15 protein-coding genes and 1 pseudogene are annotated in these 13713 nt (G+C 69.4%); 9 read left to right on the top strand and 7 right to left on the bottom strand.

All coding sequences use genetic code 11. The annotated features are described in order from the left end of the window. The first annotated feature begins 190 nt into the window (after positions 1 to 190). The 4 genes from V3W47_RS18215 to mnhG all read left to right on the top strand — a co-directional run bounded on the left by V3W47_RS18215 (position 191) and on the right by mnhG (position 3208). Entirely contained in the window at positions 191 to 1729 is a 1539-nt protein-coding gene (locus tag V3W47_RS18215; protein ID WP_331826658.1) for a proton-conducting transporter transmembrane domain-containing protein, read from the top strand. A 256-nt stretch (positions 1730 to 1985) separates the two neighbouring features. Continuing rightward, positions 1986 to 2486, top strand: coding sequence for a Na+/H+ antiporter subunit E (locus V3W47_RS18210; RefSeq protein WP_331826657.1), 501 nt, complete (start codon positions 1986 to 1988; stop codon positions 2484 to 2486). Further along, entirely contained in the window at positions 2483 to 2743 is a 261-nt protein-coding gene (locus V3W47_RS18205; RefSeq protein WP_331826656.1) for a monovalent cation/H+ antiporter complex subunit F, read from the top strand. Before V3W47_RS18210 ends, V3W47_RS18205 begins: the two co-directional genes overlap by 4 nt. Positions 2744 to 2830: 87 nt before the next feature. Further along, positions 2831 to 3208 (top strand): monovalent cation/H(+) antiporter subunit G, encoded by a 378-nt coding sequence (gene mnhG, locus V3W47_RS18200; protein WP_331826655.1) that lies wholly within the window; start codon positions 2831 to 2833, stop codon positions 3206 to 3208. Positions 3209 to 3263: 55 nt separating this feature from the next. Here mnhG and V3W47_RS18195 read toward each other — a convergent pair whose 3' ends face one another. Together V3W47_RS18195 and V3W47_RS18190 are read right to left on the bottom strand one after the other, a co-directional pair. Then, positions 3264 to 4259, bottom strand: a complete 996-nt coding sequence (locus V3W47_RS18195; RefSeq protein ID WP_331826654.1) for a TerC/Alx family metal homeostasis membrane protein — start codon at positions 4257 to 4259, stop codon at positions 3264 to 3266. A 348-nt stretch (positions 4260 to 4607) separates the two neighbouring features. After that, positions 4608 to 4931, bottom strand: coding sequence for a hypothetical protein (locus V3W47_RS18190; RefSeq protein ID WP_331826653.1), 324 nt, complete (start codon positions 4929 to 4931; stop codon positions 4608 to 4610). A gap of 125 nt (positions 4932 to 5056) precedes the next feature. Between V3W47_RS18190 and V3W47_RS18185 the strand changes: the two genes are divergently transcribed. From V3W47_RS18185 to V3W47_RS18175, 3 genes are all read left to right on the top strand, one after another. After that, the gene (locus tag V3W47_RS18185) at positions 5057 to 6922 is read left to right on the top strand and encodes a circularly permuted type 2 ATP-grasp protein (protein ID WP_331826652.1); all 1866 of its coding nucleotides are present in this window, start codon (positions 5057 to 5059) and stop codon (positions 6920 to 6922) included. Further along, positions 6922 to 7875 carry an alpha-E domain-containing protein gene (locus tag V3W47_RS18180; protein WP_331826651.1) on the top strand — a complete coding sequence of 318 codons (954 nt, stop codon included), beginning with the start codon at positions 6922 to 6924 and terminating at the stop codon, positions 7873 to 7875. The genes V3W47_RS18185 and V3W47_RS18180 overlap by 1 nt, the downstream gene beginning before the upstream one ends. A 331-nt stretch (positions 7876 to 8206) precedes the next feature. Then, on the top strand, positions 8207 to 9031 hold the full coding sequence (locus V3W47_RS18175) for a transglutaminase family protein (RefSeq protein WP_331826650.1): 825 nt from the start codon (positions 8207 to 8209) through the stop codon (positions 9029 to 9031). Between the two features lie 65 nt (positions 9032 to 9096). Here V3W47_RS18175 and V3W47_RS18170 read toward each other — a convergent pair whose 3' ends face one another. Continuing rightward, on the bottom strand, positions 9097 to 9654 hold the full coding sequence (locus tag V3W47_RS18170; RefSeq protein ID WP_331826649.1) for a YIP1 family protein: 558 nt from the start codon (positions 9652 to 9654) through the stop codon (positions 9097 to 9099). Between the two features lie 161 nt (positions 9655 to 9815). Between V3W47_RS18170 and era the strand changes: the two genes are divergently transcribed. Then, complete coding sequence (era, locus tag V3W47_RS18165) at positions 9816 to 10802, top strand: GTPase Era (protein ID WP_331826648.1); 987 nt, start codon at positions 9816 to 9818, stop codon at positions 10800 to 10802. Here era and V3W47_RS18160 read toward each other — a convergent pair. The 4 genes from V3W47_RS18160 to V3W47_RS18145 all read right to left on the bottom strand — a co-directional run bounded on the left by V3W47_RS18160 (position 10741) and on the right by V3W47_RS18145 (position 12745). Next, positions 10741 to 11310, bottom strand: coding sequence for a Nudix hydrolase (locus V3W47_RS18160; RefSeq protein ID WP_331826647.1), 570 nt, complete (start codon positions 11308 to 11310; stop codon positions 10741 to 10743). The two genes, era and V3W47_RS18160, sit on opposite strands and share 62 nt — an antisense overlap. A 10-nt stretch (positions 11311 to 11320) precedes the next feature. Further along, the gene (locus tag V3W47_RS18155; RefSeq protein ID WP_331826646.1) at positions 11321 to 11851 is read right to left on the bottom strand and encodes a YfiT family bacillithiol transferase; all 531 of its coding nucleotides are present in this window, start codon (positions 11849 to 11851) and stop codon (positions 11321 to 11323) included. After that, complete coding sequence (locus tag V3W47_RS18150; protein WP_331826645.1) at positions 11848 to 12177, bottom strand: nucleotide pyrophosphohydrolase; 330 nt, start codon at positions 12175 to 12177, stop codon at positions 11848 to 11850. The genes V3W47_RS18155 and V3W47_RS18150 overlap by 4 nt, the downstream gene beginning before the upstream one ends. Before the next feature lie 82 nt (positions 12178 to 12259). Continuing rightward, the gene (locus V3W47_RS18145; RefSeq protein ID WP_331826644.1) at positions 12260 to 12745 is read right to left on the bottom strand and encodes a DUF4384 domain-containing protein; all 486 of its coding nucleotides are present in this window, start codon (positions 12743 to 12745) and stop codon (positions 12260 to 12262) included. Between the two features lie 436 nt (positions 12746 to 13181). Between V3W47_RS18145 and V3W47_RS18140 the strand changes: the two are divergent. Continuing rightward, positions 13182 to 13713, top strand: a pseudogene (locus V3W47_RS18140) (ATP-dependent zinc metalloprotease FtsH); the annotation flags it as partial.

Genomic DNA, 13713 nt, shown 5'->3' with positions numbered 1-13713 from the left:
CCCCCACCCGGCCTCCCCCCTCAAGGGGGAGGGGGAAAAGAAACGACGCCACTCACTCTCAAAGCCGCTCTGACGTTCTCTACAAACTAGAGAGCGTGGTCTTCTTGCTCCTCCCCCCTTGCGGGGGAGGCCGGGTGGGGGGTGGCAAGCCCCGCTTGCCCACCTCATCCCCAACCCTTGCGGAGTCAGCGTGACTGACCTCGCCTGGCTCACGCTCGCGCCCGCGTTGACACCGCTGGGGTTCGGGCTGCTGCTGCTGTGGCCGTGGGTGCGCCCGGTGCGGGTGGGGGTGGCGCTGGCGGGGGCGCTCCTGACGCTGGCGTTCGCGCTGGGGCTGCTCGCGGCGACGGCGGATGGGGCGGTGCTCGTGAGTGCCCTCGGTGGGTGGCCCGCGCCCTTCGGCATCGTGATGACGGCGGACCGGCTGGCGGCGGGGGTGAGCGTGCTGGGGGCGGTGAGCGCGGTCCTCGCCGTGTGGCAGGCTGCCGCCGACCCGGACCCGGTGCGCGAGAAACACCACCTCTTCGCGCTGATGAGCTTCCTCTTCGCGGGAGTGCAGCTCTCCTTCTTGACGGGCGACCTCTTCAACCTGTTCGTGGCCTTCGAGGTCATGCTCGTCGCCTCCTACGCCCTCGCCGTGCTGGGGTCCACGCGTGAGCAACTGCGCGAGGGCTTCCGCTACATCGTGATGAACCTCGCGGCGTCGGCGCTGCTCGTCGTGGCGTGCGGGCTGGCGTACGGGGTGCTGGGGACGCTGAACTTCGCGCACCTCGCCCAGAGGTCGGCGGAGTTGGGGCCGAACACGACCGTGACCGCCGTCGGGGTGCTGCTGCTGCTCGTCTTCGCGGCGAAGGGGGCACTCTTCCCGCTGGGCTTCTGGCTGCCGGGCACCTACCCGGCGCTGCCGCCCGCCGTGGGGGGCTTCTTCGCGGCGGTGCTGACGAAGGTCGGCGTGTACGCGCTCATCCGCGTGTTCACGACCGTCTTCACGGGCGAGGCGGGGGTGACGAATACGCTGCTGCTCCTGCTGGGCACGGTCACAATGTTGTACGGGGCGCTGGGCGCGGTGTCGCAGCGGGAGTGGCGGCGCATTCTGGCCTTCCTCGTCGTAAGTTCGGTGGGCTACCTCGCCTTCGGGCTGGGGGTGGGCACGGCGGAGGCGGTGCGGGCGAGCCTCGCCTACTTCGCGGTGAGCGTCCTCGTGACCGCCGCCCTCTTCGCCCTCGCCACGGTGGCCGAACGCGCGGCGGGGACGCGCCTCGTGCGGGTGCGGGGGATGCTGGACCATCTGCCCCTGCTCGCCGGGTGCTTCCTGCTGTGCGCCCTGACGGTGGCGGGATTGCCACCGACCGGGGGCTTCGTGGCGAAGTACGCCCTTGTGCGGGCGGGTTTGAGCCAGGGGTCAGTCCTCGCCGTCGTCGCGGTCGTGAGTGCGCTCGTCAGCAGCCTCCTCATCCTGTTCGCCCTCCTGGCAGTGTGGCGCGGCTTTTTCTGGGGCAAGCACCCGCCCGAGGACCCGGTGCGCCCGGTGCCGCTCCATCTGCGGCTGCCCGCCTACGTCGCCTGCGCGCTCGTGGCGGGGCTGGCCGTGTTTGCGGGGCCGCTGCTGGAGCGGGCCGACACCACCGCCGCCGAGTTGCGGGACAATACGCGCTACATCCGGGGTGTGCTGGGGGATGAACCCGTGATCATCCCGGCAGCCCCGACGGGAGAGGAGGGGGAGCGGTGAGGGAGATGTTGAGTTCACATCGGAAGGACGCGGGGAGTTGGGAGGCGAGGGGCGCGGTCCGGTCGTTCCTGTCCCCCCCTCCCAGCCTCCCCCACGAGGGGGGAGGAGCGAAACAACTTCTGCTTAAGCTCCAGCTCTTTTCTCCCTCCCTCCTTGTGGGGGACTTGCAAAGCTGCGAAGCAGAGGGTCGGGGAGGGGGGGAACAGGCACGCCATCCCAGCGCGGCCAACCCGACAGACACGCCGGAGTCCTCCCCATGAGGGGCCTCGCCCTCAACCTCCTCCTCGCCGTCGTGTGGGCGCTGTTCGCGGGGGAGGTCAGCCTGCGGGAACTTGTGGTCGGCTTCCTGCTCGGCTTCGGCATTCTGGCGGTGTTTCCCCGCGCGCTGGGGACGGGTGAATATGTGCGGCGCGGGCTGGCCGGGCTGGGGTTCGTGGGCTTCTTCCTGCGCGAACTCACGGTGGCGAACGTGCAGGTCGCGCTGTTCGCGCTGCGGCGGCATCCACCTCTCCACCCCATGATCGTCGCCGTGCCGCTGCGGGTGGAGGGCGACGGGCCGCTGACCTTCCTCGTCGCCGTCACCAACCTGATGCCGGGCACGGTGACGGTGGGCTTCAGCCCCGACCGCCGCACCATGTACGCCCACGCCATCGGCACGCCGGACCCCCGGACGACCCGCGAATCCGTCCACCGGGTCGAGGACCGTCTGCTGCGTGTGCTGCGGCCCACTTCCCCCCACCCGGAGGTCCGCCCGTGATCGTCAACCTCGCGCTCGGCATCGTCACCCTGTCCGTCCTGCTCGTCACCGTGCGGGTGCTGCGCGGCCCGTCGTGGGGCGACCGGATCATGGCCTTCGACTTCCTGAGCGTGAACCTCGTCGTTCTGTTCGCCCTGGTCGCGGTCAAGACGCGCCTCATCGTCGTGCTGGACGCCGCGCTCGTGCTGGGGCTGCTGGGCTTTCTGTCCACGGTGGCGCTGACGCGGTATCTGCTGCTGGGGAGGGTGATGAGGTGAAGCGGTCAGCAATCAGCGGTCAGCCGTCAGCAAGAAGAGCCTTCCGCCTTCTGCCTTCCGCCTTCTGCCCGCCGCAGGGATTTTTCCGTGGATGACTTCTACCCCCCACGCGACATTCCCATCCTGATCGGTGCGTTTTTCGTCCTCACCGCCGCCGTGGCGCTCGTGCGCTTTCCCGACCTGTACTCGCGGCTGCACGCGAGCAGCAAGCTGGTGACGCTGGGGTCGGCGGGCATCTTTCTGGGGGTGGCGTTCGAGCTGGCGGACGCGGCGGCGTTCACGCGGCTGGCCGCCGTGCTGCTCTTCCAGTTCCTGACGACGCCCCTCACCGCGTACCTGATCGCGCAGGCCGCCTACCTGCGGGGCCTCGCGCCGAGGCTGGAGGGCGTGGACGAGTGGGGGGCGCTGGGGCAGGCGGAACAGGTCATCGAGGCGGAAAGGGAAGCGAAAGCGGCAGAGCTGTAGCAAGAGGAGCGAGGCCGGGACAGGTGATCTCCGTCCCGGCCTCCTCCAAGAGAAGTTACGCGGCGGGCCGTGCCCCCTCTCCACGCGTCCTCCACAGGCTGACGAGGACGCCGCCCGCGAGGATGGCGACGGTCACGCCGAGGCTGATGGCGGGGTCGAGCTTGCCGTAGAACTGGTTGTAGAAAATCTTGCCGCCGATGAACACGAGGACGAGCGCGAGCGCGGGCTTGAGCGCCTGGAAGCGGTGGATCAGGGCGTCGAGGGCGAAGTACAGGGCGCGCAGGCCGAGGATGGCGAAGATGTTGCTCGTGTAGACGATGAAGGGGTCTTGCGTGATGGCGAAGATCGCCGGAATGGAGTCCACCGCGAACACGAGGTCGGCGGCCTCCACGAGCAGCAGGGCGAGCAGCAGCGGCGTGGCATGGAGGCGCACCCGCCCGGCGGCGTCGGGCAGACGGGTCACGAACCGCTCGCCGTCGAGCTTCGGGCTGATGGGCATGACGCGGCGCAGGGCGCGGACGACGGGGTGACGCTCCAGGTCGGGCGCGTGGTCGTGGGCACCCTTCTGGAACAGCAGCTTGAGGCCGGTGACGAGCAGGAAGGCCCCGAACACCCACATCACCCACGCGAAGTTGCTCACGAGCGCTGCGCCGAGGCCGATCATGATGCCGCGCAGCACGATCACGCCGAGGATGCCCCAGAACAGCACCCGGTGCTGGAGGTGGCGCGGCACGGCGAGCGCCGCGAAGATGATGCTGATGACGAACACGTTGTCGAGCGCGAGCGCCTTTTCCACCGCGAAGCCCGTGAAGTACGCCAGGCCGCTCTCGGCCCCCAGGGTCAGCCACACCCAGCCGCCGAAGGCGAGCGCGATGGCGATGTAAAAGGCGCTCAGGCGCAGGCTCGCGGCCACGCCGATCTCCTGCGGGCCGCCGCCGCCCTTCGCCTCCCGCCGCCGACCGAGCACGCCGAGGTCGAAGGCCAGCAGCGCGGTCACGAGCGTGAGAAACAGCAGCCACATCCAGGCGGGCTTGCCGAGCCAGAGGGTCATCAGGAATTCCATCGGGGAGTACCCTTCCGGTCGCCCACCCGTGCGCTCCCGCCCGCCTCACCCCACCAACGAGGGGGGCCAGACTGGAACAGGAGCCGGGGCGGCGTCCTGTCCGAGTCTGGCCCTCACCGCACGGGACCGGGGTGGGCATCCCACCCGAACTGTCGGTCCCGCGCACCCCGCCCCGTGGGTCACACGTTGGGGCGGGGCGGCGTACTCCCCCGGAGTACCCTCACTGTGCCAGTGTCCCCCGCGCCCTTTTGTGAGGTGAGATACATGACCGGGGGTGGGGGTGGAGGGGGTCGCCAGAAACCTCACACGGCTCTGGGGCGGTCCTCTGTTCGTGGTCTACCCCTCGTCGATTCCCCGCAGCCGCTCCACCCGGTCAGCCAGTTCGCCCAGCTCCAGACTGCGAAGCGACTTGGCCGCGCGGTTCACCCCCGCCTCGTCCACGCGGTTCTCATTCCACCCGGCGATGAGCATGGCACAGCCTTGCAAGGCGTCGGTGACGGTCTCCTTGTGGAACATGGCGGCGAGGTTGCCGGGCTGCCCCGGCTGGGTCTGCTGCACCTGCGCCTGCACGTCCAGCACGACCTGCATGAAGACCTGATCGAGCCTCACGCGGTCATCCGGGGCGATGAGTTTGTCCTGTCCTGCCTGATCCTGGGTCATGGGGGGCAGTGTAGGACGCCGGGCGACGCCCTGCCTGTCTGACCGCCGACCGTGCGGGGCGGCACGGTTGAGTATCTTGGGACCAACCCAGTCGGGGCAGACCCGGACGCGAGGAGGCGGGGAACATGAAGTACGAGCCGGGCAGCAGGTTCTTCGACGAGATGTTCACGCCGGGCGGGGCAGTGCGCCCCCACTACCAGGGGCTTCAGGAGTACCTCGCCGAGCAGGGGGTCGAGGAGTTCGAGCGCCGTCACCGCCTGCTCGACCTCGCCTTCCGCAACCAGGGCATCACCTTCACGGTGTACGGCGACGCGCAGGGCACTGAGCGCACCTTCCCCTTCGACCCGGTGCCGCGCGTCATCCCCGCCTCGGAGTGGGCGCACGTGGAGGCCGGGCTGACCCAGCGGGTGCGGGCGCTGAACGCCTTTCTCGGCGACATCTACACGAACGCGCAGATTCTCGGCGACGGGGTGATGCCCGCCGAACTCGTGTACACGTCCGCGCACTTCCGCCGCGAGGTCCACGGGGTCCGGGTCCAGCACGGGCTGTACACCCACATCGTCGGCACCGACCTCATCCGGGACGAGAAGGGCGAATACCTCGTCTTGGAGGACAACCTCCGCTCGCCCAGCGGCGTGTCGTACCTGCTCGCCAACCGGCAGGCGATGACGCGCATCTACCCCGGCATGTTCCGGGGCCAGGGGGTGCGCCCGGTCGGGCACTACACCAACGCCCTGCTGAACCTCCTCCAGTCGCTCAGCCCGCGCGAGAACGGCACGGTCGTCGTCCTCACGCCGGGGATGTACAACTCGGCGTACTTCGAGCACGCCTACCTCGCTCAGCAGATGGGCGTGGAACTCGTCGAGGGCCGCGACCTCTTCGTGGACGGGGGCCGCGTGTGGATGCGGACGACCGGGGGCAGGAGGCAGGTGGACGTGATCTACCGCCGGGTGGACGACGACTTCCTCGATCCCCTCACCTTCCGGCGCGACTCGGCGCTCGGCGTCTCGGGACTGGTGGAGGTCTACCGTCAGGGCCGGGTCGCCATCGCCAACGCCATCGGCACGGGTGTGGCCGACGACAAGGCCGTGTACGCCTACGTCCCCCAGATGATCCGCTACTACCTGAACGAGGAACCCCTCCTGAACAACGTGCCGACGTATCTGGGCTGGAACCCCGACCACCTGGGGTACATGCTCGCCCACGCGGACGAACTCGTGTTCAAGGCGGTCGGCGAGGCGGGCGGGTATGGGATGCTGCTCGGCCCCTACGCGACGCGGGCGGAGGTGGAGGCGTACCTGGAGAAGGTCAAGGCCGCCCCCCGCGAGTTCATCGCGCAGCCGGTGGTGGGCCTCAGCCGTCACCCCACCTTCTACCCCGATTCGGGGGAGTTCGAGGCCGCGCACGTGGACCTGCGGCCCTACATCCTGTGCGGGCGCGACACCACGACCATCGTGCCCGGCGGCCTGACCCGCGTGGCCCTGCGGCGCGGCTCGCTCGTCGTGAACTCCAGCCAGGGCGGGGGCAGCAAGGATACCTGGGTCCTCGATCACGACGGGCGCGCCACCCCGCGCAGCATGAGTCAGCTCATGGCGGGAAGTGCCCCGCTCGTCACTCAGGCGCAGAGCCAGTTTCAGAGCGGTTTCGGGGGGGCGCAGCAGGCGCAGAGCCAGTCCCAGACGGGCGGCGGGAGTCAGGCGCAGAGCCAGAGCCAGAGTCAATCTCAGAGCCAGCCGCCCACGGGCACGCCGCCGGGACCGGACACGCCCGGTCAGCACTCCTACCAGCAACAGCAGGAGAAGCCCGAACTGGGGGTGGAGGACCCCGGCCCGCCCGAGCCGCCGCTGGGGCAGAACGCCGCGCACACGCCGCCCTCCCCAGGAACACCCCCGGCGGGCACGCCGCCACCCGAGGGAGCGCCCGGCCAGCACTCCTACCAGCAGGAGTTGGAGAAGGGCGAGTTGGACACCACCGAAGGAGACGACCGCTGATGCTGCTCCTGTCCCGCCTCGCCGAGAACCTGTTCTGGATCGGACGCTACGTGGAACGCGCCGAGAACACGGCCCGGCTCCTGAACGTGAACTACTACGCCACGCTGGAGATGTCGGGCCGCACCCGCGAACACTGGCTGCCGCTGCTCGAACTCACCGGGGGCGAGGCCGAGTTGCGCGCGAAGTACGGGCGGGTGGACGCGCGCTCCATCTCCGCGTGGCTGGCCTTCGACCGGGACAACCCGTCGAGCATCGCGTCGAGCGTCCTGCGCGCCCGCGAGAACGCGCGTGGTCTGCGCGACCGCATCCCCTCCGAGATGTGGGAGGCCCTGAACCGCACCTACCTCAACCTGTGTTTCCAGAGCGAGGCGGTGCTCGACCGCGACGGCCTGTTCGAGTTCTGCGTCTCGGCGCGTGACGCCTCGCAGTTCTTCTTCGGGATCGCCTTCGCCACCCTCCCGCGCGACGAGGGCTGGTCCTTCATGCGCGCGGGGCAGATGCTGGAGCGCGGCGACAACGTGATCCGGGTGCTCCAGACCCGCTTCCAGGGGGTGGACGCGGAGGTGCTCAGCGACCCGGCGCAGCGTGCCCTTCAGGACCAACGCTGGGTCAGCGTCCTGAAGGGGGCGAGCGCCTACGAGGCGTACCGCAAGCGCGTCCACAGCGGCATCGACCCCGTTCACATCGCCGAATTCCTGCTGCTGGACGAGTTCTTCCCGCGCAGCGTCCGCTACAGCGCCGAGAACCTGTACGACGCCCTGAACCAGATCGAGCGCCACCACCCCGGCGCGCACCCCGACATCCTGCGTTTGTCGCGCTGGCTCGTCGCCCGGCTGCAATTCGCCAGCATCGGGAACATCCTGGCGGAGGAGGACCCCGGCCTGGAGGAACTCCTCGGCGACTTCAACCGGGTGGGCGCGGCGATCACGGCGGCGTTCTTCCAGCAGGAATGAGGGGGCGGCCAGCGGCCAGCCGCCAGCTTCCAGCCGGAGAGTGGGAGGGGCAGAGACCACTCAGCTCCCGCTCTTTTGCTCCTCCCCCCTTGCGGGGGAGGCCGGGAGGGGGGTGGCAAGCCCCGCTTGCCCAGCCTTTCGCCGTGCCTCAGCCTCCTTCCCAACCACACCTCAAGAGGACGCAACTCGCCTTTTCGCCCCGCCGCCGATCAACCCCAGCCAGCCCTTTCCCCGCCCCGGTGGTCTGCACCGCGTCACGTTCCCCCGCGCCCGGCGTGCGACACTGACCGGCGAGGCCCACGGGCCGCTCAGGCTGAGGCCCCTGCCCCCTATGCGCTGTGAGATTCGCCATACCACCGAGTACCGCTATCCCAAGTCCGCCTGGGATTCCTTCAACGAGGTGCGGCTGCACCCCTCGCGGGAGGCCCGCCAGAGCGTGCGCTCCTTCCACCTCCACGTCGAGCCGGAGGCGGAGATCACCTCGCACAAGGACTACTTCGGGGCCATCGTCCACCACGTCCACGTCCACGAGCCGCACCTGACCCTCAAGATCGAGGCGCAGGCCATCGTGGACACGCACCCCGTTCCCGACCCCCCGCCCATCTCCTTCGCCGAGTTGCGCGCGATTCGCGGCCCGCACGGCGAGTTCCTGTTCGCCAGCCCGCGCGTGCCCGCCGGGGACTGGCCGGGCGTCTTCGGGGTGCGGCGACCCACGCCCGGCGACGACCTGCCGACCTTCCTGATGGACCTCACGACGTACCTGCGCCGCCGTTTCACCTACGACACGCGGGCGACCTCGGTGGGCACGCCGCTGGCCGAGTTCGCCACGCACGGACGCGGGGTGTGCCAGGACTTCACCCACGCGATGCTCGGCGTGGTGCGGACGCTGGGCGTCCCGGCCCGCTACGTCAGCGGCTATCTCTACTCCGGCGGCGAGATGCGCGGGGCGGAGGCCACCCACGCCTGGGTCGAGTGCCTGCTTCCCGGCTATGGCTGGCTGGGCTACGACCCCACCAACGACTGCCTCGCCCGCGAGCGCCACGTCAAGATCGGCCACGGGCGCGAGTACAGCGACGTGTCCCCCGTGCGCGGCACGTATTACGGCGGCGGGCGCGGCGAGCTGGATGTGGAGGTGCGGGTGTACGGCGAGCAGTAGGGGCAAAGGGCGGGGGCGGAGGTGGTAGTCATCCCACTCCCTCCGCCCCTTCGCGCTGCCCCTCCTCAGAATGGCAGGAGGAGGCCGACGGCCCAGTGCGCCACACCCGCCAGGATGAGCGTGACCGCCGCCCCCACCCCGTCGCGCAGGTTCATGCTCGACCCGACCGCGAGGTAGCCGAAGAAGATCATCACCGCCGAGATCAGCACGCCCACGATCCACCCCAGGATGGGGATGATGCCCAGCAGAGAGCCGATGATGCTCAGGGGCACGAAGAAGAGGGCGAAGGAGTAGGCCACCTCCGGATAGGTCCCCGTGCCCCGGAAGAGGTACTTGCCGATCAGGTACACCGCCCCGGTGAAGATCATGAACTGGAGAGGAATCAGGATCAATCGGGTGATGAGCTGGCCGAGAACCGTCGTCCCCTCGTGGAAGGGCGCGAAGATGGCGGCGATCACGGCGGAGACGAGCGCGGCGAGCAGCACGTAGGTCAGCGCCTGCGAGATGCCGCCGCGCCGCTCGAACAGCTCGAAGGTCTGGGGGGCCGGGCGCGTCAGCACGGCGGCGCTCTGCGAGAACATATCGGCGAGGCGGGCCTGTATGGGGGAGGGAGGCGTGGTCATGCCGCAGAGTACGGCGGGTGGGGCGGGGGTGTTCCGGTGGGCGGGAGGAGGTGAAGTGGGTCTAAAGGGGACGTAAGACTAATGGGAGCGGCGGCATCCACCCCACAGCCTACGCCCCGCCCGCACGGTTGCCCTCCCGCCCCCGTGAGACAATCCTTCCCATGACCGACTTTCCCCTCACCTCCCAGGCCGACGAGGCCCAGCCCAACGGGGCGCAGACTCCCAGCGAGACGCCCGACACGGAGACACCCACTGCCGAGACACACAGCGGCTTCGTCGCCATCGTCGGCAAGCCCAACGTGGGTAAGAGCACGCTGCTCAACGCCTTCCTCGGCACCAAAGTTGCCCCGACCAGCCCGCGCCCGCAGACCACCCGCCGGGGCGTGCGCGGCATCTACACCACGGAGGACCGTCAGATCGTCTTCGTGGACACGCCGGGCCTCCACAAGCCCAAAGATGCCCTCGGCAAGTACATGAATCAGGAGGTCCACAGTGCGCTGAGCGACGTGGACGCGATCATCTGGGTCGTGGACCTGCGCCGCCCGCCGAGCGACGAGGACGGGCTGGTGGCCCGGCAGGTGCGCGATCTGCCCAAGCCCCTCTTCCTCGTGGGCAACAAGACGGACGCCGCCAAGTACCCCGACGAGGCGATGAAGCTCTACCGCGCGCTGCTGGAGGGCCGCACGGGCGCGACGCAAGGGGCCATGCTCAGCGCGCAGAACAACCCGGCGGCGGTCGCTTCGTTGCGCGAGCAGGTGCTGGAGCTGCTGCCGGAAAATCCCTTCTTCTTCCCGGACGCGGGAGCCTCCGACCAGAGCCGCGAGCAGTGGGCCGCCGAGATCATCCGCGAGGAGGCAATGAAGAAGCTGCGCGAGGAGCTGCCCTACACCGTCGCCACCCGCGTGGGCAGCTGGACCGAGCGGCAGGACGGCCTCGTGCGCATCGAGGGCGAGATCATCGTCGAGAAGAACGCCCACAAGGGCATGGTGATCGGCGCGGGCGGCAAGCAACTGCGCGAGATCGGGCAGGCCGCCCGCAAGCAGCTCGAAGTCTTCCTCAACCGCAAGGTCTTCCTCGGGCTGGAGGTCATCGTGATTCCCGGCTGGCGCGAGGACGAGGAGGCGCTTCGGGAACTGGGGTACGAGTAAGGGAAGCGGCCAGCCGCCAGCTTCCAGCGGCCAGCAAAGCAGAGGCGGGCGGCTCAGGCTCCCGGTAGGCCGCCTCCACGAACAATTTCGTGTGGTACATGCGGACCTCGCCGCGCTCGTACAGGGCGTCAAACTCGGCGCGGGTGAAATAATGGGCCTCCCGGACCTCGCCCGCAAACTCGGCCAGAGGAGCGGGGGCGTCCGCATTGCCCACCACCTCCGCCAGCCACGCGAACCGCTGGACGAGCACGCCGTCCGGGAAGCGGCCCAGCAGCACGTCGAGCAACCTCACGGGGCGGACGGTGAGGCCCGTCTCCTCGCGCGTCTCGCGGACGGCGGCATCCTGCGGGTTCTCGCCCTCCTCCACGCTGCCGGAGGGGATGTGCCACAGGCCCGCGCTACCCGGCTTGCCCTCCCGCACGAGCAGCACCTCATCTCGGTTGTTTAGGATGACCACGCCCGCCGCACGGTGGGTCACGGGGATGTGGAACGTCTCGTCGTACTGCACGCTGGGCAGCCTACCAACCGCGCCGTTCCCGCAGACCCGAAATGTGCGCGACGTGATGCCGCCCGTGCCACGCGTACATCCCGCCGAGGGTGTCCACGGTATAGGTTCGACCCTGTGCCGGATGCATCCACTCACGCGCCCATTCCTCCGCCGTCAGGCTCTCCATCACGGCGACCCAGCGGGCGTGCAGGCCGTCCAGCACGCTGAGGCTGACTTCCACGGGCAGGCGCACGTCGGCGAGTTCGGCCCACAACCCCTCCTCGTAGGGCTTGACGGTCGGGCGGTCCTCGGTGAGCGCGAGCTTGAGCCGCGTGACGGCGTTCATGTGGCTGTCGGCGACGTGGTGGACGACCTGCCGCACGGTCCAGCCGCCTTCACGGTAGGAGGTGTCCAGTTGCGCGTCGGTCAGCCCGGCGACGGTGGCTCGAAGCTCGGCAGGCAGGGCGCGGATGGCTGCCAGCGCCTCGGCCCGCTCCCCCGCCGTGAGCGTGAGCGGCTGGGGCATCGGGCCGAGGGGAGAGCGGGGGTCGGGCGTCGTCATTCTCTGGTCTCCTTCCTCGTCCAGCGTTCGGCGTCGCGGGTCTCGATCTTCTCCATCATGCGGGTGAAGCCGCGCTCCAGGCTCAGGCCCCGGCGGTTGGCGAGGCAGACCATCACGAACAGCAGGTCGGCGAGTTCCATCTCCAGGTCGCCCACGTCCTCGCCCGGCTTGGGCGTCTTGCCGTTCTCGTGCGCCAGTACGCGGGCGATCTCACCCACCTCCTCCGTCAGCCGCGCGAGCAGCAGCAGGGGCGGGAAGTACCCCTCCTCGAACTGCGAGATGTAGGCGTCCACCCGCGCGCCCGCCTCCTCAAACGTCAGGCTCATGCCCCCAGCCTAGAGGCCCGCCGCCCAAAAGCGAAACAGCCGCCCGGAGACGGCTGAGAGCTGACCACTGACGGCTGACCGCTTACCGGATGTAGAAGTACGTCTCCTGAATGTCCCGGTCGGCGGGCGCATAGGGCCGCAGGTAGTCGTTCGTGGAGGTGTTCCAGCGGTCGCCCGTATACACGCCGCCGAAGACGGGGGCAGCGGCGGGCCGCACGCGCGTGAACAGCACCCGGACGCGCTGGAGGCCGCGCGGCGGGGCCACAGTGTACGTCTCGCCGTCCTGCGGGCGGGGGAAGACGGTGGTGCCGGGGTTCACGTACACGTTGCGGGTGATGGTGCTCGCGTACCCGTTGGGCTGGAGGGCCACCAGCGTCACGTACCCGGCGGCCCGCGTGGTCACGCCGATCCGCACCGACTCGCCCACGAGGTAGTTGCTGCCCTCGCCCCGGTCGGGCTGAACGTCCACGATGAGGTTGCCGCCCGCCGAGCCGACGTTCGACCGGGAGGTGAGGGTGCAGGAGGTCAGGCCCACGGCCAGCGTGCCGAGCAAAAGGGCTGTACGCATGGGGCCAGCATACGGACGCAGCCTGACGGAACGCTGAGGGAAAGGCGTGAGGATGGGCGCGGAAAACCTCATCCCGGAGGTCTTAAATGGAGTTGGACGGGTTCAAACCGCATAAGCGCGGAACTCCCTTGAACGCTCGAGTGCAGGAGAAAGCGCGTGTACCGGATATGCTCTTTTCTCCCTCCCTCCTTGTGGGGGAGGGTCGGGGAGGGGTGACGAACACCGCTCGTCCTGCTGCCAGACAACGAAAACTCCCTTCTTACCTGATCTTCAAAACCCGTCAAACGTGTTCGGGCAGGCCGCGTCCTATGAAGCCTCCACCAGAGCAGGCGTGAACGAGCCTGACGGCCTCATCACCCCGTCCCAGCCCACCTCCTCCCTGCAAATTGCTACCCAACGCAGGGTCCCGCTACCCACGCGCGACGTAGCATGACCCATGCCCCGCCCCCGCCTCACGCGCGCCTCGACGGCGGCACTGCTGGCCCTCGCGCTCACGGCCCCTGCCGCCGCGCAGACGAACGCGCCGTCCCCGCTGACTCCCTCCGGCACGTATACGACGAGCCGCTTCTTCGAGGACCTGCGGCGGGGCGAGGTCCGCTCCGTCTCGCTCGACGGGGCCGGAAACGCCACGGTCTCGCTGCAAAGTGCGACGCGCCCCCGCTCGGTCGTCCTGCCGCCGGACGCCACCACGATCACCCGGCTGCGTGAGGCGGGCGTGCCCGTGCGGGTCACGGCGGGCGGCTCCCCCTTCGGCTGGGTGGGCCAGGTCCTGCCCCTCATCCTCACGGGCCTGATCCTGCTCGTGCTGTGGCGCAGCCTGCGCGGTCCGTCGGGCGGTGGGGCGGCGTCGACGTTCGGGAAGTCGAAGGCGGCGGTGATCAGCGAGGGCCAGATCAAGCTGACGTTTGCGGACGTTGCTGGTTGTGACGAGGCAAAACAGGACTTGCAGGAGGTCGTGGACTTCCTCC

It is taken from the genome of Deinococcus sp. YIM 134068, assembly GCF_036543075.1.
Lineage (GTDB): Bacteria > Deinococcota > Deinococci > Deinococcales > Deinococcaceae > Deinococcus > Deinococcus lichenicola.
Note: the sequence above shows the minus strand (reverse complement) of the source record. Positions and strands in the feature narration are given on the sequence as shown.